At 69.7% G+C, this 19,802-nt stretch carries 15 protein-coding genes and 1 pseudogene; 14 read left to right on the top strand and 2 right to left on the bottom strand.

The annotated features are described in order from the left end of the window. The 13 genes and pseudogenes from V8690_RS25565 to nuoN all read left to right on the top strand — a co-directional run bounded on the left by V8690_RS25565 (position 1) and on the right by nuoN (position 15,707). Positions 1–555, top strand: coding sequence for an NADH-quinone oxidoreductase subunit B (locus tag V8690_RS25565; RefSeq protein ID WP_018528252.1), 555 nt, complete (start codon positions 1–3; stop codon positions 553–555). Beyond that, entirely contained in the window at positions 552–1,316 is a 765-nt protein-coding gene (locus tag V8690_RS25570; protein WP_338782412.1) for an NADH-quinone oxidoreductase subunit C, read from the top strand. The genes V8690_RS25565 and V8690_RS25570 overlap by 4 nt, the downstream gene beginning before the upstream one ends. Further along, the gene (locus tag V8690_RS25575) at positions 1,313–2,659 is read left to right on the top strand and encodes an NADH-quinone oxidoreductase subunit D (protein ID WP_338782413.1); all 1,347 of its coding nucleotides are present in this window, start codon (positions 1,313–1,315) and stop codon (positions 2,657–2,659) included. The genes V8690_RS25570 and V8690_RS25575 overlap by 4 nt, the downstream gene beginning before the upstream one ends. Then, a pseudogene (gene nuoE / locus V8690_RS25580) lies at positions 2,656–3,515 on the top strand (NADH-quinone oxidoreductase subunit NuoE). The gene V8690_RS25575 and the pseudogene nuoE overlap by 4 nt, the downstream one beginning before the upstream one ends. Then, complete coding sequence (gene nuoF, locus V8690_RS25585; RefSeq protein WP_193505575.1) at positions 3,515–4,861, top strand: NADH-quinone oxidoreductase subunit NuoF; 1,347 nt, start codon at positions 3,515–3,517, stop codon at positions 4,859–4,861. Before nuoE ends, nuoF begins: the two are co-directional and overlap by 1 nt. Next, positions 4,858–7,362 carry an NADH-quinone oxidoreductase subunit G gene (locus V8690_RS25590; RefSeq protein ID WP_338782415.1) on the top strand — a complete coding sequence of 835 codons (2,505 nt, stop codon included), beginning with the start codon at positions 4,858–4,860 and terminating at the stop codon, positions 7,360–7,362. Before nuoF ends, V8690_RS25590 begins: the two co-directional genes overlap by 4 nt. Further along, positions 7,359–8,735 carry an NADH-quinone oxidoreductase subunit NuoH gene (nuoH, locus tag V8690_RS25595; protein WP_338782416.1) on the top strand — a complete coding sequence of 459 codons (1,377 nt, stop codon included), beginning with the start codon at positions 7,359–7,361 and terminating at the stop codon, positions 8,733–8,735. The genes V8690_RS25590 and nuoH overlap by 4 nt, the downstream gene beginning before the upstream one ends. Beyond that, entirely contained in the window at positions 8,728–9,369 is a 642-nt protein-coding gene (gene nuoI, locus V8690_RS25600; RefSeq protein ID WP_338782418.1) for an NADH-quinone oxidoreductase subunit NuoI, read from the top strand. The genes nuoH and nuoI overlap by 8 nt, the downstream gene beginning before the upstream one ends. After that, positions 9,366–10,208, top strand: coding sequence for an NADH-quinone oxidoreductase subunit J (locus tag V8690_RS25605; RefSeq protein ID WP_338782420.1), 843 nt, complete (start codon positions 9,366–9,368; stop codon positions 10,206–10,208). The genes nuoI and V8690_RS25605 overlap by 4 nt, the downstream gene beginning before the upstream one ends. Next, entirely contained in the window at positions 10,205–10,504 is a 300-nt protein-coding gene (gene nuoK / locus V8690_RS25610) for an NADH-quinone oxidoreductase subunit NuoK (protein WP_003992252.1), read from the top strand. Before V8690_RS25605 ends, nuoK begins: the two co-directional genes overlap by 4 nt. Positions 10,505–10,519: 15 nt before the next feature. Next, on the top strand, positions 10,520–12,484 hold the full coding sequence (gene nuoL, locus V8690_RS25615) for an NADH-quinone oxidoreductase subunit L (protein ID WP_338782424.1): 1,965 nt from the start codon (positions 10,520–10,522) through the stop codon (positions 12,482–12,484). Positions 12,485–12,489: 5 nt separating this feature from the next. Then, entirely contained in the window at positions 12,490–14,061 is a 1,572-nt protein-coding gene (locus tag V8690_RS25620) for an NADH-quinone oxidoreductase subunit M (protein ID WP_338782426.1), read from the top strand. Continuing rightward, complete coding sequence (nuoN, locus tag V8690_RS25625) at positions 14,058–15,707, top strand: NADH-quinone oxidoreductase subunit NuoN (RefSeq protein ID WP_338782428.1); 1,650 nt, start codon at positions 14,058–14,060, stop codon at positions 15,705–15,707. Before V8690_RS25620 ends, nuoN begins: the two co-directional genes overlap by 4 nt. 82 nt (positions 15,708–15,789) lie before the next feature. Here the strand turns inward: nuoN and V8690_RS25630 are convergent, their stop codons facing one another. Beyond that, positions 15,790–16,269, bottom strand: a complete 480-nt coding sequence (locus V8690_RS25630; RefSeq protein ID WP_338782430.1) for a Uma2 family endonuclease — start codon at positions 16,267–16,269, stop codon at positions 15,790–15,792. 413 nt (positions 16,270–16,682) lie between these two features. Here V8690_RS25630 and recQ point away from each other — a divergent pair, with 413 nt between their 5' ends. Beyond that, positions 16,683–18,656: a DNA helicase RecQ gene (gene recQ / locus V8690_RS25635; protein ID WP_338785457.1), complete on the top strand. Its 1,974-nt coding sequence runs from the start codon at positions 16,683–16,685 to the stop codon at positions 18,654–18,656. A gap of 187 nt (positions 18,657–18,843) precedes the next feature. Here the strand turns inward: recQ and V8690_RS25640 are convergent, their stop codons facing one another. Then, on the bottom strand, positions 18,844–19,782 hold the full coding sequence (locus tag V8690_RS25640) for a M56 family metallopeptidase (protein ID WP_338785458.1): 939 nt from the start codon (positions 19,780–19,782) through the stop codon (positions 18,844–18,846). Positions 19,783–19,802 lie beyond the last annotated feature (20 nt).

Genomic DNA, 19,802 nt, shown 5'->3' on the forward strand with positions numbered 1-19,802 from the left:
ATGGGACTCGAAGAAAAGCTGCCGAGCGGCTTCCTGCTGACCACCGTCGAACAGGCCGCGGGCTGGGTGCGCAAGTCGTCCGTCTTCCCCGCCACGTTCGGCCTCGCCTGCTGCGCCATCGAGATGATGACCACCGGCGCCGGCCGCTACGACCTGGCGCGCTTCGGCATGGAGGTCTTCCGGGGCTCGCCGCGCCAGGCGGACCTGATGATCGTCGCCGGCCGGGTGAGCCAGAAGATGGCGCCGGTGCTGCGGCAGGTCTACGACCAGATGCCGAACCCCAAGTGGGTGATCTCCATGGGGGTCTGCGCCTCCTCGGGCGGCATGTTCAACAACTACGCCATCGTCCAGGGCGTCGACCACATCGTGCCGGTCGACATCTATCTCCCCGGCTGCCCGCCACGGCCGGAGATGCTGATGGACGCCATCCTCAAGCTCCACCAGAAGATCCAGAGCTCCAAGCTCGGCGTGAACGCCGAGGAGGCGGCCCGCGAGGCGGAGGAGGCGGCGCTCAAGGCCCTGCCCACGATCGAGATGAAGGGGCTGCTGCGGTGAGCGACGCGAACAACCACGGGGTCAACCCCGAGAAGGACCTCAGCGCGTCGAACCTCCCGGGCCAGCGCGGCCAGGGCGGCGAGGAGATCCGCGTCCAGCGCGGCATGTTCGGCGCCAACAACGGCGGTGACACCTCCGGCTACGGCGGCCTGGTCCGCTCGGTCCGGCTCCCGGGACCGGCGACCCGCCCCTACGGCGGCCCACGCGGCAAAGGCGCATATGGATACTTCGACGAGGTCGCCGACGAGCTGGAGGGCGCGCTGGAGGAGCAGGGACTGCTCCCCGACAACGCCATCGAGAAGACGGTCGTCGACCGCGGCGAGCTGACCTTCCACATCGAGCGCGAGCACCTGGTGAGGGTCGCCCGGACCCTGCGCGACGACCCGGCCCTGCGCTTCGAGCTGTGCACCGGCGTCAGCGGCGTCCACTACCCGAACGACAAGGGCCGCGAGCTGCACGCCGTCTACCACCTGCGCTCGATCACCCACAACCGGCTGATCCGCCTGGAGGTCAGCGCCCCTGACAGCGACCCGCACATCCCGTCGCTGGTCTCCGTCTATCCGACGAACGACTGGCACGAGCGCGAGACGTACGACTTCTTCGGCATCGTCTTCGACGGTCACCCCGCCCTGACGCGGATCATGATGCCGGACGACTGGCAGGGCTTTCCGCAGCGCAAGGACTACCCCCTCGGCGGCATCCCCGTCGAGTACAAGGGCGCCCAGATCCCGGCTCCGGACCAGCGGAGGTCGTACTCATGAGCACGTCGCACGCATCCGACGCCGCCGCCGCGGCCGCCGCGGCGCGCGAGACCACCGAGGGCACCGTCTACACGGTCACCGGTGGCGACTGGGACGAGGTCGTCCAGTCCGCGGCCCGCGCCGACGACGAGCGCATCGTCGTCAACATGGGCCCGCAGCACCCCTCCACGCACGGCGTGCTCCGCCTGATCCTGGAGATCGACGGCGAGACCGTCACCGAGGCCCGCTGCGGCATCGGCTACCTCCACACCGGTATCGAGAAGAACCTCGAGTACCGGAACTGGACCCAGGGCACCACGTTCGTGACGCGCATGGACTACTTGATGCCGTTCTTCAACGAGACGGCGTACTGCCTCGGGGTGGAGAAGCTCCTCGGCATCGAGGACCAGATCCCGGACCGCGCCTCGATCATCCGCGTGCTCCTGATGGAGCTGAACCGGTTGTCGTCGCACCTGGTGTGCATCGCCACCGGCGGCATGGAGCTCGGCGCCACCACGATCATGATCTACGGATTCCGTGATCGTGAACTCATTCTCGATATCTACGAGCTGATCACCGGCCTGCGGATGAACCACGCGTACATCCGCCCAGGCGGACTCGCCCAGGACCTGCCGCCCGGCGCGGTGGACCAGATCCGCGAGTTCGTGAAGAAGATGAAGAAGAACCTCCCGGAGTACGACAAGCTCGCCACCGGGAACCCCATCTTCAAGGCCCGCATGCAGGACATCGGCTACCTCGACCTGGCCGGCTGCATGGCCCTCGGCGCCACCGGCCCGATCCTGCGCTCCACCGGCCTGCCGCACGACCTGCGCAAGACGCAGCCCTACTGCGGCTACGAGACGTACGACTTCGACGTCCCGACCGCCGACACCTGCGACGCCTACGGCCGCTTCCTCATCCGCCTGGAGGAGATGCGCCAGTCGCTCAGGATCGTCGAGCAGTGCCTGGACCGGCTCCAGCCCGGCCCGGTCATGGTCGCCGACAAGAAGATCGCCTGGCCGGCCCAGCTCGCCCTGGGGCCCGACGGCCTCGGCAACTCCCTCGACCACATCAAGAAGATCATGGGCACCTCCATGGAGGCCCTGATCCACCACTTCAAGCTGGTCACCGAGGGCTTCCGCGTCCCGCCGGGACAGACGTACGCGGCGGTCGAGTCGCCCAAGGGCGAACTCGGGGTGCACGTCGTGTCCGACGGCGGCACCCGCCCCTACCGGGTCCACTTCCGCGACCCGTCCTTCACCAACCTGCAAGCCATGGCGGCGATGTGCGAGGGCGGCCAGGTCGCCGACGTCATCGTCGCCGTCGCGTCCATCGACCCCGTGATGGGAGGCGTCGACCGGTGACCACCTCTTCTTCCGAGCGGGGCGTCAGCCTGGGCATGCCCGAACTGCCCGCACCCGCCTACCCGGACGATGTCCGCACCCGTCTGGAGACCGACGCGCGCGAGATCATCGCCCGCTACCCGGACTCCCGGTCCGCCCTCCTGCCGTTGCTGCACCTGGTGCAGTCGGAGGAGGGGCACGTCACGCGCACCGGGATGCGGTTCTGCGCGGAGATGCTCGGCCTGACCACGGCCGAGGTCACCGCGGTCGCCACCTTCTACACCATGTACCGCCGCCGGCCGAGCGGTGACTACCAGGTGGGGGTGTGCACCAACACCCTGTGCGCCGTGATGGGCGGGGACGCGATCTTCGAGGAGCTCCAGGAGCACCTGGGCGTCGGCAACGGCGAGACCACCGGCGACGGCAAGGTCACCCTGGAGCACATCGAGTGCAACGCGGCCTGCGACTTCGCGCCGGTCGTGATGGTCAACTGGGAGTTCTTCGACAACCAGACCCCGGCCAGCGCCAAGCGCCTCGTCGACGACCTGCGCGCGGGACGGCCGGTCACACCCACGCGCGGGGCGCCCCTGTGCACCTTCAAGGAGACCGCCCGGGTCCTGGCCGGTTTCCCCGACGAGCGGGACGGGGCCGTCGAGTCCGGGGAAGCGCCGGACCCGCCTCCCTGGTCGGCCTGAAGCTCGCCAAGGGCGAGTCCGCTCCCGCGCGCGTGGTGCATCCGCGCGGCGAGGCGGCCCGGACCGAGGCACCGCACGAGCCGTCACCGACGGAGCACTTGAGCTCGCACGACGCGCCACAGGACACGTCGGCCTCCGACCCCGCCCACCCGGCCGGGCCTGTCGCCGAGGAGGGGGAGTGATGACCTTGGCACCCGAGCTGAAAGACATGAGCCCCGAGAAGCTGCTCGCACCGGTGCTGTCGGCCTTCTGGGACGAGGACAGGTCCTGGACGCTGGACGTGTACCGACGGCACGACGGGTACGAGGGGCTCCGCAAGGCGCTCGCCATGTCGCCGGACGACGTGATCGCGTACGTCAAGGAGTCCGGTCTGCGCGGGCGCGGCGGCGCGGGATTCCCCACGGGCATGAAGTGGCAGTTCATTCCCCAGGGGGATGGAAAGCCGCATTATCTAGTTGTCAACGCCGACGAGTCGGAGCCGGGGACGTGCAAGGACATCCCGCTCCTCTTCGCGAACCCGCACAGCCTCATCGAGGGCATGATCATCGCGTGTTACGCCATCAGGTCGTCGCATGCCTTCATCTATCTGCGTGGTGAAGTCGTCCCAGTGCTGCGGCGGTTGCACTCTGCCGTGCGCGAGGCGTACGAGGCGGGCTTCCTCGGCGAGAACATCCTCGGCAGCGGACTCGACCTCGACATCACCGTGCACGCGGGCGCGGGCGCGTACATCTGCGGTGAGGAGACCGCACTGCTGGACTCTCTCGAAGGCCGCCGGGGTCAACCGCGGCTTCGTCCCCCCTTCCCTGCGGTCGCGGGCCTCTACGCGTGCCCGACTGTGGTGAACAACGTCGAGTCGATCGCGTCGGTTCCCGCGATCATGCATCGGGGCAAGGAATGGTTCCGGTCGATGGGGAGTGAGAAGTCGCCCGGCTTCACGCTCTACTCCCTGTCCGGCCATGTCGCGAGCCCCGGCCAGTACGAGGCGCCGCTCGGGATCACGCTCCGCCAGCTCCTCGACATGAGCGGCGGGATGCGCCCCGGGCACCGCCTCAAGTTCTGGACGCCGGGCGGCTCCTCGACCCCGATGTTCACCGACGAGCATCTCGACGTCCCTCTTGATTACGAAGGAGTGGGCGCCGCGGGTTCCATGCTCGGCACAAAAGCTCTCCAGTGCTTCGACGAGACGACCTGCGTGGTGCGGGCCGTGACGCGCTGGACCGAGTTCTACGCCCACGAGTCCTGCGGCAAGTGCACGCCCTGCCGCGAAGGCACGTACTGGCTCGTGCAGCTGCTGCGCGACATCGAGGCCGGCAAGGGACAGATGTCCGACCTCGACAAGCTGAACGACATCGCCGACAACATCAACGGCAAGTCCTTCTGCGCCCTCGGTGACGGCGCCGCCTCGCCGATCTTCTCCTCGCTCAAGTACTTCCGCGAGGAGTACGAGCAGCACATCACGGGCCGGGGCTGCCCCTTCGACCCGGCCAAGTCGACGGCCTGGGCCGACCGCACGGAGGTGAACGCATGACCGTGACCACGAACGCTCCCTCAGGCGGCGGGCAGGCGGCGGTCCCGCCGGAGGACCTCGTGACGCTGACGATCGACGGCGTCGAGATCAGCGTGCCCAAGGGCACCCTGGTCATCCGGGCCGCCGAACAGCTCGGCATCGAGATCCCCCGGTTCTGCGACCACCCCCTCCTCGACCCGGCCGGCGCGTGCCGCCAGTGCATCGTCGAGGTCGAGGGCCAGCGCAAGCCCATGGCGTCCTGCACCATCACCTGCACCGACGGGATGGTGGTCAAGACCCACCTCACCTCGCCGGTCGCCGAGAAGGCCCAGAAGGGTGTGATGGAGCTCCTGCTCATCAACCACCCGCTGGACTGCCCGGTCTGCGACAAGGGCGGCGAGTGCCCCCTGCAGAACCAGGCGATGTCGCACGGCGACGCCGAGTCCCGCTTCGACGGCCGCAAGCGGACGTACGAGAAGCCCGTACCGATCTCCACGCAGGTGCTGCTGGACCGCGAGCGGTGCGTGCTGTGCGCCCGCTGCACCCGGTTCTCCAACCAGGTCGCGGGCGACCCGATGATCGAGCTGATCGAGCGCGGAGCGCTCCAGCAGGTCGGCACCGGCGAGGGCGACCCGTTCGAGTCGTACTTCTCCGGCAACACCATCCAGATCTGCCCGGTCGGCGCGCTGACCTCGGCGGCGTACCGATTCCGCTCCCGCCCCTTCGACCTGGTCTCGTCCCCGTCGGTCTGCGAGCACTGCTCCGGCGGCTGCGCCACGCGCACCGACCACCGGCGCGGCAAGGTCATGCGGCGGCTCGCGGCCCACGACCCCGAGGTCAACGAGGAGTGGATCTGCGACAAGGGGCGGTTCGCGTTCCGGTACGCGCAGCAGCGGGACCGGCTCGAGACACCGCTCGTGCGCAACGCCGAGGGCGAGCTGGAACCGGCCTCCTGGCCGGAGGCGCTCCAGATCGCGGCCCAGGGGCTGCTGGCCTCCCGGGGCCGCACCGGTGTGCTGACGGGCGGCCGGCTCACGATCGAGGACGCCTACGCGTACAGCAAGTTCGCGCGCGTGGCGCTCGACACCAACGACATCGACTTCCGCGCGCGCGTGCACAGCCCCGAGGAGGCCGACTTCCTCGCCGCCCAGGTCGCCGGGCGCGGCCGGGACCTCGACGGTACGGGCGTCACGTACACCGCACTGGAGAAGGCACCCGCCGTCCTGCTCGTCGGTTTCGAGGCGGAGGAGGAGGCGCCCGGCGTCTTCTTGAGGCTCCGCAAGGCCTGGCGCAAGCACGGGCAGCAGGTCTTCTCCCTGGCAACGCACGCCACGCGCGGTCTGGAGAAGGCCGGCGGGACGCTGCTGCCGGCGGCCCCCGGCACCGAGACCGAGTGGCTGGACGCGCTCGCGAGCAACGTCGGCCTGGAGGACGACGGCGCTCTCGCCGCCGAGGCGCTGCGCGCCGAGGGCGCCGTGATCGTCGTCGGCGAGCGGCTGGCAGCGGTGGCCGGCGGTCTGACCGCCGCCGTACGCACCGCCTCGGCGACCGGAGCGCGGCTGGCGTGGATCCCGCGCCGGGCCGGGGAGCGCGGTGCCATCGAGGCGGGCGCGCTGCCGTCGCTGCTGCCGGGCGGGCGCCCGGCCACCGATCCACGTGCGCGTGACGAGGTCGCCGGCGTCTGGGGCGTCTCCGGCCTCCCGCACCGCTACGGCCGCGACACCGGCCAGATCGTGGAGGCCGCCGCGACCGGCGAACTCCAGGCCCTGCTGGTGGCGGGCGTCGAGATCACCGACCTGCCCGACCCGGCACGCGCGCGTGCGGCACTCGACGAGGTCGGCTTCCTGGTCTCGCTCGAACTGCGGCCCAGCGAGATCACCCGCAAGGCGGACGTGGTCCTTCCTGTCGCCGCGGTCGCCGAGAAGGCCGGCACCTTCCTCAACTGGGAAGGCCGGGTCCGCTTCTTCGAGGCCGCGCTCAAGCCCGACCACATGACCCGCCGCCTCGCACCCACCGACGCGCGCGTGCTTCAGATGGTGGCCGACGCAATGGACGTCCACCTCGGACTGCCGGATCTGCGCACCGTACGGGCGGAGATCGACCGGCTCGGCGCCTGGGACGGCCCCCGGGCCACCGAACCCCTGGAGACGGCGGGCGTCCTGCCCCGTCCGGCCGCCGGTGAGGCGGTGCTCGCCGGGCACCGGCTGCTGCTCGACCAGGGTGTTCTCCAGCAGGGCGACGAGGCACTCGCCGGTACGCGGCACGCCGCACGCGCGCGCGTGTCGCCCGCGACGGCCGCCGAGACGGGCGTCAAGGAGGGCGACCTCCTCGCGGTGACCGGCCCCGAGGGAGTTGTCGAACTGCCGCTCCAGATCAGCGAGATGCCCGACCGGGTGGTGTGGCTGCCGCTGAACTCCACCGGCGGCGGCGTCGCCTCCGACACCGGGGCGCGGCCCGGCTCCCTCGTCCGCATCGGTCCGGCGGCCCTCGCCGGCGAGGCCCCCAAGGAGGTGGAGGCATGAGCCCGTACCTCGCCGCTGAAGACCTCTCGATGTTCGGCACCGACCCGTGGTGGCTGGTCGTCATCAAGGCGGTGTTCTGCTTCGCTTTCCTGATGGTGACCGTGCTGATCTCCATCGTCATGGAGCGCAAGGTCGTCGCCTGGATGCAGCTGCGCATCGGCCCGAACCGGCACGGGCCCTGGGGCATGCTCCAGTCGCTCGCCGACGGCATCAAGCTGATGCTCAAGGAAGACGTCATCGTCAAACGCGCGGACAAGGCGGTGTACGTCCTCGCGCCGATCGTCGCGGCCATCCCGGCCTTCATGGCGATCGCGGTGATCCCCTTCGGCCCGGCCGGCAACGAGGTCTCGATCTTCGGCCACCGCACCACGATGCAGCTCACCGACCTGCCGATCGCGATGCTCTACATCCTCGCGGTCGCCTCCGTCGGCATCTACGGCATCGTGCTGGCGGGCTGGAGCTCCGGATCGACGTATCCGCTGCTGGGCGGCCTGCGCTCCTGTGCGCAGATGATCTCGTACGAGATCGCGATGGGCGCGGCGTTCGCCTCCGTGTTCCTCTACTCGGGGTCGATGTCGACCTCGGCGATCGTGGAGCAGCAGACCGACCGCTGGTACATCCTGCTGCTGCCGCTCTCCTTCGTCCTCTACATCGTGACGATGGTCGGCGAGACCAACCGCGCCCCGTTCGACATGCCGGAGTCCGAGGGCGACCTGGTCGGCGGCTTCAACACCGAGTACTCGTCGATCAAGTTCGCGATGTTCATGCTCGCCGAGTACGTCAACATGGTGACCGTCTCGGCCGTCGCCACGACGCTGTTCCTCGGCGGCTGGCGGGCCCCCTGGCCGGTCAGCACCTTCTGGGAGGGCGCGAACCACGGCTGGTGGCCGATGCTCTGGTTCACGGTCAAGGTCCAGCTGCTGCTGTTCATGTTCATCTGGATCCGCGGCACGCTCCCACGCGTCCGCTACGACCAGCTGATGAAGCTCGGCTGGAAGGTTCTCATCCCGGTCTCGCTGGTCTGGCTGATGCTCGTCGCGACCGTGCGCGCCTTCAGGAACGAGGGCTACGACTTCGCCGACATCGCACTCTACGTCGGCGGCGGCGTGCTGGCCCTGCTGGTGCTCTCCTTCGTCGTCGACATGTTCCGCGAGAAGGCGAAGCAGGCCGAACCGCCGGCCGAGGCCCCGGTCGCCTTCGACCCGATGGCGGGCGGATTCCCCGTACCGCCCCTGCCGGGACAGGAGCTCCCGCCGGTCCCGCGACGCCCTTCGCGCAGCGAGCGGGAGCTCATTGTCAGTGGTGGGCCCGATACTCAGAGTGACGGATCTCTGGGCGGAACTACGGATGGAAAGGAGGCGTCCGATGGCTGAGGAACCGAAGGACACCAAGCCCGGTTTCCAGAACCCGGTGGCCGGCTTCGGCGTGACCTTCAAGGCCATGTTCAAGAAGCGGCTGACCGAGCAGTACCCGGAGCAGCAGAAGACCACGGCTCCGCGCTTCCACGGACGGCACCAGCTCAACCGCCATCCCGACGGCCTGGAGAAGTGCGTCGGCTGCGAACTGTGCGCGTGGGCCTGCCCCGCCGACGCCATCTACGTGGAGGGCGCGGACAACACCGACGAGGAGCGCTACTCGCCGGGCGAGCGGTACGGCCGCGTCTACCAGATCAACTACGCCCGCTGCATCCTGTGCGGCCTGTGCATCGAGGCGTGCCCCACACGCGCGCTCACGATGACGAACGAGTTCGAGCTGGCCGACTCCACCCGCGCCGACCTCATCTACACCAAGGAGCAGCTGCTCGCCGGTCTGGAGGAGGGCATGGTCGACACGCCCCACGCCATCTACCCGGGCACCGACGAACAGGACTACTACCGGGGCCTGGTCACCGAGGCCGCACCCGGTACGGAGCGGCAGGTCGCCCACTCCAAGGGCGAGGTCGTACAGGAGGCCGACTCGACCTTCGGCGGGACCGAGCCGGCGTCGGAGAAGGTGATCGGCCGATGACCGCCCAGCTCGCCGCCTACTCCACCTCCGGCGGAGAGGCCGTCCAGTTCTGGATCCTCGGCACGGTCGCGGTGATCGGCGCCCTGTGCACCATCCTCATGAAGAGGGCCGTGCACAGCGCCCTCTGCCTCGCCGGGACCATGATCATCCTGGCGGTGTTCTACCTCGCCAACGGCGCCTACTTCCTGGGCGTCGTACAGATCATCGTCTACACCGGCGCGATCATGATGCTGTTCTTGTTCGTGGTGATGCTCGTCGGCGTCACCGCGGCGGACTCCCTGAAGGAGACCATCAAGGGCCAGCGCTGGCTGGCCCTGCTGTGCGGGCTCGGCTTCGGCGTCCTGCTGATCGCCGGCATCGGCAACGCCTCCCTCAGCGAGTTCAACGGCATCGGCCAGGCGAACGCCGGCGGCAACGTGGAGGGCATCGCCGCCCTCCTCTTCACCCGGTACGTCTTCGCGTTCGAGATCACCGGCGCCCTGCTCATCACGGCCGCCGTCGGCGCCATGGTGCTCACCCACCGCGAGCGCACCGATCGCGCCAGGACGCAGCGCGAACTCTCCGAGCAGCGGGTCCGCGAAGGCAAGCAACTGCCGCCCCTGCCGGCCCCCGGTGTGTACGCCCGCCACAACGCGGTCGACATCGCCGGCCTGCTGCCCGACGGCACGCCCTCCGACCTCACCGTCAGCAAGACGCTGCGGGAGCGGGGCCAGGTCCGGGACGTCTCGCAGGAGGCGCTCAACGACCTGCGGGCCCTGGAGCAGCGTGCCGAGGAGCGCCTGGAGCGGAAGGCCATCGAGCCGACCACGTTCAAGCGGCCCGAGGAGGCGTCGAAGTGAACCCGGTCAACTACCTGTACCTCGCGGCCCTGTTGTTCACGATCGGTGCCACCGGCGTGCTGATCAGGCGCAACGCGATCGTGGTGTTCATGTGCATCGAGCTCATGCTCAACGCCTGCAACCTCGCGTTCGTCGCCTTCTCCCGGATGCACGGCAACCTCGACGGCCAGATCATCGCCTTCTTCACGATGGTCGTCGCCGCCGCGGAGGTCGTGGTCGGGCTCGCGATCATCGTGTCCTTGTTCCGCGCCCGCCACTCGGCCTCGGTCGACGACGCCAGCCTGATGAAGCTGTAAGGGGTCGGAAGAATCGTGGAGAACCTCATTGCGCTGCTGGTGGCGGCGCCCCTGCTCGGAGCGGCGGTCCTGCTGTGCGGCGGACGCCGGCTGGACGCCGCCGGCCACTGGATCGGCACGCTGCTCGCGGCCGTCTCCTTCGTGCTCGGCCTGGTGCTGTTCACCGACATGCTGGGCCAGGACGCCGAACACCGGGTCATGACCCAGCATCTGTTCAGCTGGATCCCGGTGGAAGGCTTCCAGGCGGACGTCGCCTTCCAGCTCGACCAGCTGTCCATGACGTTCGTGCTGCTGATCACGGGCGTCGGATCGCTGATCCACCTCTACTCCGTCGGGTACATGGAGCACGACGAGCGGCGCCGCCGCTTCTTCGGCTACCTGAACCTGTTCCTCGCGGCGATGCTGCTGCTCGTCCTCGCCGACAACTACCTGCTGCTGTACGTCGGCTGGGAGGGCGTCGGTCTCGCCTCCTACCTGCTGATCGGCTTCTGGCAGCACAAGCCCAGCGCCGCCACGGCCGCGAAGAAGGCGTTCCTGGTCAACCGCGTCGGTGACATGGGCCTGTCCATCGCGATCATGCTGATGTTCCTGTGGTTCGGCACCTTCGCCTTCGGGCCGGTGCTCGGCAGCCACGAGGAGGCCGGGCTCGCCGGTGCCGCCGGTGAGGACAAGCTGACCGCGATCGCCCTGATGCTGCTGCTCGCCGCCTGCGGCAAGTCCGCCCAGGTGCCGCTCCAGTCCTGGCTCGGGGACGCGATGGAGGGCCCGACCCCGGTCTCGGCCCTCATCCACGCCGCGACCATGGTGACGGCGGGCGTCTACCTGATCGTCCGCTCCGGAGCCGTCTTCAACGGCGCCCCGGACGCGCAGCTCGTCGTCACCATCGTCGGTGCCGTCACGCTCCTCTTCGGTGCGATCGTCGGTTGCGCGAAGGACGACATCAAGAAGGCACTGGCCGGCTCGACCATGTCGCAGATCGGCTACATGATCCTCGCCGCGGGCCTCGGCCCCATCGGCTACGTCTTCGCGATCATGCACCTGGTGACGCACGGCTTCTTCAAGGCCGGGCTGTTCCTCGGCGCCGGTTCGGTCATGCACGGCATGAACGACGAGGTGGACATGAGGAGGTACGGCGGCCTGCGGAAGTACATGCCGGTCACCTTCGTCACCTTCGGCCTCGGCTACCTGGCCATCATCGGCTTCCCGGGCCTGTCCGGCTTCTTCTCCAAGGACAAGATCATCGAGGCGGCGTTCGCCAAGGGCGGCACCGAGGGCTGGATCCTCGGCGCCTGCGCCCTGCTCGGCGCGGCCATCACCGCGTACTACATGACGCGCGTGATGCTGATGACGTTCTTCGGTGAGGAGCGCTGGCGCCACGCCCCGACGCCGTCCCCGGCCGAGCCGAGCGCGGAGCCCGCCGCCGAGACGCGCGGCGAGTACACCCCGCCGCACCCGCACGAGTCGCCCAAGGTCATGACGATCCCGATGATCGTGCTGGCCGTCGGGTCGGTGGGCGGCGGTGCGTTCTTCAGCATCGGCGACCGCTTCCTGCACTGGCTGGAGCCCATCACCGGACACGACCACGGCCACCCGCCGATCAGCGCCCTCACGGTCACGCTGGCCACGGTGGCCGTGATGGTCCTCGGTGTCGCCGTCGCCTGGGCGCAGTACGGCCGCCGCCCGGTGCCGGCCGTCGCCCCGCGCGGCTCGCTGCTCACCCGGGCCGCCCGGCGCGACCTGCTCCAGGACGACTTCAACCACGTCGTCCTGGTCCGCGGCGGAGAGCACCTCACGCGGTCCCTGGTCTATGTCGACCACACCCTGGTCGACGGCGTCGTCAACGGCACGGCGGCCTCGGTCGGCGGCCTCTCCGGGCGGATGCGCAGGCTGCAGAACGGCTTCGCCCGCTCCTACGCGGTCTCGATGTTCGGCGGCGCGGCGGTCATCGTCGCCGCGACCCTGCTGATGAGGGCGGTCTGATACCGATGTCCTTTCCTCTGCTGACAGTGACAGCGGCGCTCCCGGCCGTCGGCGCGATCGCCACGGCCGCCGTACCGGCCGCGCAGCGCACCGCCGCCAAGTGGCTGGCGCTGCTCTTCTCGCTCGCCACGCTCGTCCTGGCGATCACCGTCCTGGTGCGCTTCGACCCCGACGGCGAGCGTTACCAGCTCACCGAGTCCCACGCCTGGATCGCGGACTTCGGTGTCCGGTACGAACTGGGTGTGGACGGCATCGCGGTGGCGCTGATCGCGCTGACCGCCCTGCTGATCCCGTTCATCATCCTCGCGGGCTGGCACGACGCCGACCCGCTGGAGACGGGCAGCACCCGGTGGCGGCCGACGCAGGGCTTCTTCGCCCTGATCCTGGCCGTCGAGGCGATGGTGATCCTCTCCTTCGAGGCCACCGACGTCTTCCTCTTCTACATCTTCTTCGAAGCCATGCTGATCCCGATGTACTTCCTCATCGGCGGCTTCGGGGACCGTGCCCACGAGCACGGCGAGAAGACGGCCGCGACGCAACGGTCGTACGCGGCGGTGAAGTTCCTGCTCTACAACCTGGTCGGCGGTCTGATCATGCTGGCCGCGGTGATCGGTCTGTACGTGGTCGCCGGGAACTTCTCGCTCACGGAGATCGCCGAAGCCCGCGCCAACGGCTCGCTCTCCATGGCTACCAGCACCGAACGCTGGCTGTTCCTGGGCTTCTTCTTCGCCTTCGCGGTGAAGGCGCCGCTGTGGCCGCTGCACACCTGGCTGCCCAACGCGATGCAGGAATCCACCGCCCCGGTCGCCGTGCTCATCACGGCGGTCGTCGACAAGGTCGGCACCTTCGCGATGCTCCGCTTCTGCCTCCAGCTGTTCCCGGAGGCCAGCAAGTGGGCGACGCCCGCCATCCTCGTCCTGGCCCTGATCAGCATCATCTACGGGGCGCTGCTCGCGGTCGGCCAGCGGGACATCAAGCGCCTGATCGCCTACGCGTCGATCTCCCACTTCGGCTTCATCATCATGGGCATCTTCGCGATGACCAGCCAGGGCCAGTCCGGGGCGACGCTCTACATGGTCAACCACGGCATCTCGACCGCCGCGCTGATGCTGGTGGCGGGCTTCCTGATCTCCCGGCGCGGCTCGCGGCTCATCGCCGACTACGGCGGAGTGCAGAAGGTCGCCCCGGTGCTGGCCGGCACGTTCCTGATCGGCGGCCTGGCGACTCTGTCCCTGCCGGGGCTGGCGCCGTTCGTGAGCGAGTTCCTGGTCCTGGTCGGCACGTTCGCCCGCTATCCGGTGATCGGCATCATCGCCACCTTCGGCATCGTCCTCGCCGCGCTCTACACCCTCGTCCTCTACCAGCGGACGATGACGGGCCCGGTGAAACCGGAGGTCGCGGCGATGCCGGACCTCAGGGTGCGTGAACTCGTGGTCGTCGCCCCGCTGGTCGTACTGCTGATCTTCCTGGGCGTCTACCCGAAGCCCGTCACGGACATCGTCAACCCGGCGGTCAGACAGACGATGTCCGACGTACAGAAGAAGGACCCCCAGCCCGAGGTGGAGGCGGCCAAGTGAGCGCAACAGCCGTCCACAGCCTGTGGACAACCGCGGCCGAACCGATCACCAAGATCGACGCGCCGAAGATCGAGTACGGACAGTTGGCGCCCACGCTGATCGTCGTAGGCGCGGCGATCCTCGGGATCCTCGTCGAGGCGTTGGTACCGCGCAAATCCCGTTACTACGTCCAGATGTTCGTGTCCGTCGTCGCGCTCGCGGCCGCCTTCGCCGCGGTCGTCGCGCTCGCGGCCGACGGTTACGGCACGACCAAGGCGCGCATCGCGGCGATGGGCGCGATCGCCGTCGACGGACCGGCCCTCTTCCTGCAGGGCACGATCCTGCTGGCGGCGCTGGTCGGCCTGTTCACGTTCGCCGAGCGGCGGCTCGACCCGGTGGTGCACGGCAACCGCGTCGACTCCTTCGCCGCACAGGCCGCGTCCGTGCCGGGCAGCGAGAGCGAGAAGGCGGCGGTCAAGGCCGGGTTCACCACCACCGAGGTGTTCCCGCTGCTGATGTTCGCCGTCGCCGGCATGCTGATCTTCCCGGCGGCCAACGACCTGCTGACGCTCTTCGTTGCGCTGGAGGTCTTCTCGCTCCCGCTGTACCTGCTGTGCGCGCTGGCCCGCCGCAAGCGGCTGATGTCTCAGGAGGCGGCGGTCAAGTACTTCCTGCTCGGCGCGTTCGCCTCCGCGTTCACCCTGTTCGGCATCGCCCTGCTGTACGGCTACGCGGGCTCGATGTCGTACGCGACGATCGCGCAGGTCGTCGACGGCACGGTCCAGGACGTCAACCCGGCGCTCGCCGACACCATGGGCAACGACGCGCTGCTGCTCGTCGGCGCCGCGCTGCTGGTCATGGGCCTGCTGTTCAAGGTGGGCGCCGTGCCGTTCCACATGTGGACGCCGGACGTGTACCAGGGCGCGCCGACGCCGGTGACCGGCTTCATGGCGGCGGCGACGAAGGTGGCGGCGTTCGGTGCGCTGCTGCGGGTGCTGTACGTCGTCCTGCCGGGCCTGCGCTGGGACTGGCGGCCGGTGATGTGGGCCGTGGCCATCGTCACCATGCTGGGCGGTGCGATCGTCGCGATCACACAGACCGACATCAAGCGGCTGCTGGCGTACTCGTCGATCGCGCACGGCGGGTTCATCCTCGCGGGTGTCATCGCGACCACGCCGGACGGTGTGTCGTCCGTGCTGTTCTACCTGGCCGCGTACTCGTTCGTGACGATCGGTGCCTTCGCGGTGGTGACACTCGTACGGGACGCGGGCGGCGAGGCGACGCACCTGTCCAAGTGGGCGGGGCTGGGCCGGCGTTCGCCACTGGTGGCGGCGGTGTTCGCGGTGTTCCTGCTGGCCTTCGCGGGCATTCCGCTGACCTCCGGATTCGCCGGGAAGTTCGCCGTGTTCAAGGCGGCGGCGGAGGGCGGGGCCGCCCCGCTCGTCGTGATCGGTGTGATCTCGTCGGCGATCGCGGCGTTCTTCTACATCCGCGTCATCGTGCTGATGTTCTTCAGCGAGCCGCGGCCGGAGGGCCCGACGGTGGCCGTGCCGTCGCCGCTGACGATCACGGCGATCGGGGTCGGTGTGGCGGTCACGCTGGTGCTCGGTGTGGCGCCGCAGTACTTCCTGGATCTGGCGGGACAGGCGGGGGTGTTCGTGCGCTGACGCCGGGACTCGCCAGCGGATATACGACGTGGCCCGGCATCCTGCTCATGGATGCCGGGCCTCTGTTGCTCGTGGGGCCGGGTTACTCGCTCTGCTCGCGCCGCGTTTTGATCTTGGTGAGGTCCAGGTCCAGCGCGAAGGGGGCGTCGACCTTCATCCGCTCGCGGAAGATGCCCACGCTGGTGTAGGCGCCCGTGGTCGGTTCCAGCTCGAAGGCGTGGACCGCAGCGCGACCCTTCTCGCTCTCGACGCGCCAATAGTGGGGGATCTTGGCTCGCGCGTACTTGAGGGGCTTGGTCTCGCGGGCACGGGACACGGAGTCGTCCGATACGACCTCGATGGCCAGAAGAACGGCCTCTGCCGGGAACCGGGTCTGGTCCGGCTCCTTCACCACGCTCCCGCGCACCACGACCACGTCCGGCTCTGGCCTGTTCTGGCGGTCGATGTCGATGGTGAACTCACGAAAGACCTCGAATTCCGCTGGTGCCAGAGACTGGAGCTGCCACTTGAAGAAGTCAATGGCGCGCTCGTGAAAGATGGTCTGCGGACTCTCGAAGACCAAACTCCCGTCGATCAGTTCCGTGTGCGGAGGCAGATTCGGGAGGCGGTTTAGGTCATCGGCGGTCCAGCCGCCCTCCGGCGGGGTCGGCCAGCTCGGCGTGGACGCCTTCGTGCGACGCTCATCAGTGCTCCCATGGGACGGAGTCTCGCCGGGGCTTTCAGACTATCGGGCGGAAACGGGCGGGGCCTCCCGCGAACCTGTGGACGTCGGTCGTGTCCTTGACACAGGCGTTCGGGGCGGCCTGTGGATAACTCCGGGGCTGTCGGTGCGGGCGCCTATGGTGGACGCAGTGGTCGAGGGGTGACATACGGGGAACAGGACGATGGGCGCTATGGGCGGGACGGATGTGATGACGGACGTGGACGCGGTGACCGGGGCCTGGCAGGCCAGGCGGTGCCGGCGACGGCGCGGCACTGGCCACGCTGCACCGGGTCTTCGGATACGAGGCCTTCCGCGGTGAGCAGGAAGCGGTCATCGAGCACGTGGTCGCGGGCGGCGACGCGGTGGTGCTCATGCCGACCGGCGCCGGCAAGTCGCTGTGCTACCAGGTCCCGGCCCTGGTCAGGCCCGGTACGGGTGTGGTCGTCTCCCCGCTCATCGCCCTCATGCAGGACCAGGTGGACGCGCTGCGGGCGCTCGGCGTGCGGGCCGGGTTCATGAACTCCACCCAGGACTTCGACGAGCGACGGGTGGTGGAGGCCGAGTTCCTCGCCGGGGAGCTGGACCTGCTCTACCTGGCGCCTGAGCGGCTGCGGCTGGAGAACACGCTCGATCTGCTCTCACGCGGGAAGATCTCCGTCTTCGCCATCGACGAGGCGCACTGCGTCTCCCAGTGGGGGCACGACTTCCGGCCGGACTACCTGTCGCTGTCGCTGCTCGGCGAGCGCTGGCCGGACGTACCGCGGATCGCGCTCACGGCGACGGCCACACGCGCCACGCACCAGGAGATCACCGAGCGGCTGAACATGCCGACGGCCCGGCACTTCGTGGCGAGCTTCGACCGGCCCAACATCCAGTACCGGATCGTGCCGAAGGCGGACCCGAAGAAGCAACTGCTGAGCTTCCTGCGCGAGGAGCACGCGGGCGACGCTGGCATCGTCTACTGCCTGTCGCGCAACTCGGTCGAGAAGACAGCCGAATTCCTCAGCCGCAACGGCATCGAGGCGGTGTCGTATCACGCGGGCCTGGACTCGGGTACGCGCGCGGCCCACCAGTCCCGCTTCCTGCGGGAGGACGGCCTGGTCGTGGTGGCGACCATCGCCTTCGGTATGGGCATCGACAAGCCGGACGTCCGCTTCGTCGCCCACCTCGACCTGCCCAAGTCGGTCGAGGGCTACTACCAGGAGACGGGCCGGGCGGGGCGTGACGGGCTGCCGTCGACGGCGTGGATGGCGTACGGGCTGAACGACGTCATACAGCAGCGCAAGCTGATCCAGTCGGGCGAGAGCGACGAGGCGTTCCGGCGGCGGGCCCAGGCCCACCTGGACTCGATGCTGGCGCTGTGCGAGACCGCCCAGTGCCGCCGGGGCCAGCTCCTCGCCTACTTCGGCCAGGACCCGGACCCGGCCGGCTGCGGCAACTGCGACACCTGCCTGACCCCGCCGGAGACCTGGGACGGCACGATCGCGGCGCAGAAGGTGCTGTCGACGGTGGTGCGCCTCCAGCGGGAGCGCGGGCAGAAGTTCGGCGCGGTGCAGATCGTCGACATCCTGCTGGGCAAGCGGACCGGCAAGGTGATCCAGTTCGACCACGACCAGCTGTCGGTGTTCGGCATCGGTGACGAGCTGACCGAGGGCGAATGGCGGGGTGTCGTCCGGCAGTTGCTGGCCCAGGGGCTGCTCGCGGTGGAGGGCGAGTACGGCACGCTGGTGCTGACCGAGGCGAGCGGGGAGGTGCTGCGGCGGGAGCGGGAGGTGCCGCTGCGGAAGGAACCGAAGAAACCGGTGACCTCCCGGTCGGGGTCCTCGTCGTCCTCGGGCTCGGGGCGGGGCGAGCGCAAGGGCAAGACGGTTGCCGCCGAGCTGCCCGAGGAACTGCTGCCGGCTTTCGAGGCATTGCGCGCCTGGCGGGCCGAGCAGGCGCGCGAGCAGGGCGTCCCGGCGTACGTCATCTTCCACGATGCCACGCTGCGGGAGATCGCCACGGTGTGGCCCGGTTCGGTGGCCGAGCTGGGTGGGATCAGCGGGGTGGGGGAGAGGAAGCTCGCGACGTACGGGGAGGGCGTGCTGGAGGTGCTCGCCTCGCTGGGCGGGCCGCAGGGGGCGGCACCGGCGGCCGACTCGTCTGAGGTGGCCGGCTCGACCGTGGCCCAGGCGCCCGGCCAGGACGCGGACGGCCAGGAGGAATGGCCGGAGCTGCACGGGGAGCCGGAGCCCGACTGGATATAGGGCCGAAGCGCCGGCCGGGGCAGCGGCAGGGACGCAGGGCACGGGCAGAGGTGGGCGTGCGTCGACCCGGCCCGCGCGTCGGCCTGCGCCCCCGGCCGCGCCGCGCAGCGGTCACGGGGCCCGAGCACGCGCGCCCGGCAGTACGACGGAGCCGAGGCCCCGCCACCGGCCGCCCGGGCCCGTACGGCTACGACAGGGCAGTCAGACCGGGCGCGAACACGATCAGCAGGGGCAGCAGAGGTACCAGCGCGGCCGTGGTCGTGGTCAGGGCCCGGTGCCGGCGGCCCAGCCGGGGCGGCGGTTCCAGAAGCCGGTCGACCCGCTCGCCCAGCAGGCGGTGGCTGGAGGCGCAGGACAGGACGCCGCGGTGCTGGTTGAGCTCGATCAGGGCCAGGGCCGTGGTCAGGTGACCGCAGCGGCGGGAGGCCGTGTCGTCGGCGGCCAGTTCGACCAGGCGGTGCGTCTGGTCGCAGAAGTGGGCGAACAGCGGGATGCGGGGGAAACCGGTGGCCAGGGCGGTGGACAGGTGCAGCAGCCAGTCGTGGCGGGCGCGGGCGTGGCCGCGCTCGTGGGTGAGGACGGCGTCGAGCTGGTGGTCCGTGAGGCGGTGCAGGGCGCCCGTGGTGACGATCAGCTGGGGCGGGCTGCCGGGCATCCACCAGGCGTCGGGGTACTCGTCCTCCAGGACCAGGAGGGGGCCGCGGGCGGCGGGCAGTCCGGCCGGCAGGTCGGGGGCGCGTTCGCGGAGGTGGGCGCGGGCCTGGGCTCGGCGCCTGCGCGCCTCGACGAGCTCACGGGCGAGCATCGCGGTCGTCCAGGCGGCACCGCAGGCCAGCAGCAGGGTGAGGGCGGCGGCCCCCGGCGGGGCGGTGGACAGGTCGTACGCCGCCGCCACCGCGGGCGGAGCCGGGGCGAAGAGCTGGGCGCGGACCGTGCCGAAGACGGCGGCGGCGCCCAGGGCGAGTGCCGTCACGCAGCACAGCAGGACGGTGGCGACCAGGCACTGCCACACCCAAAGCGCGACCACCGGTTCCCGCTCGGGCCAGTCGGCCCGGGTCAGCGCACGGGGAACGGGTACGGCGGCCGTCACGGCGACAACGCTCAGCAGGAGCAGGCAGACGGTCATTGCCACGGGCTCCGGTTCCT

This window comes from Streptomyces sp. DG1A-41, assembly GCF_037055355.1.
Taxonomy (GTDB): Bacteria; Actinomycetota; Actinomycetes; order Streptomycetales; family Streptomycetaceae; genus Streptomyces.

Coding starts and splice junctions, on each gene's coding strand:
- V8690_RS25565 (WP_018528252.1), top strand. CDS start 1: ATGGGACTCGAAGAAAAGCTGCCGAGCGGCTTCCTGCTGACCACCGTC.
- V8690_RS25575 (WP_338782413.1), top strand. CDS start 1,313: ATGAGCACGTCGCACGCATCCGACGCCGCCGCCGCGGCCGCCGCGGCG.
- nuoF (WP_193505575.1), top strand. CDS start 3,515: ATGACCTTGGCACCCGAGCTGAAAGACATGAGCCCCGAGAAGCTGCTC.
- V8690_RS25590 (WP_338782415.1), top strand. CDS start 4,858: ATGACCGTGACCACGAACGCTCCCTCAGGCGGCGGGCAGGCGGCGGTC.
- nuoH (WP_338782416.1), top strand. CDS start 7,359: ATGAGCCCGTACCTCGCCGCTGAAGACCTCTCGATGTTCGGCACCGAC.
- nuoI (WP_338782418.1), top strand. CDS start 8,728: ATGGCTGAGGAACCGAAGGACACCAAGCCCGGTTTCCAGAACCCGGTG.
- V8690_RS25605 (WP_338782420.1), top strand. CDS start 9,366: ATGACCGCCCAGCTCGCCGCCTACTCCACCTCCGGCGGAGAGGCCGTC.
- V8690_RS25620 (WP_338782426.1), top strand. CDS start 12,490: ATGTCCTTTCCTCTGCTGACAGTGACAGCGGCGCTCCCGGCCGTCGGC.
- V8690_RS25640 (WP_338785458.1), bottom strand. CDS start 19,782: ATGACCGTCTGCCTGCTCCTGCTGAGCGTTGTCGCCGTGACGGCCGCC.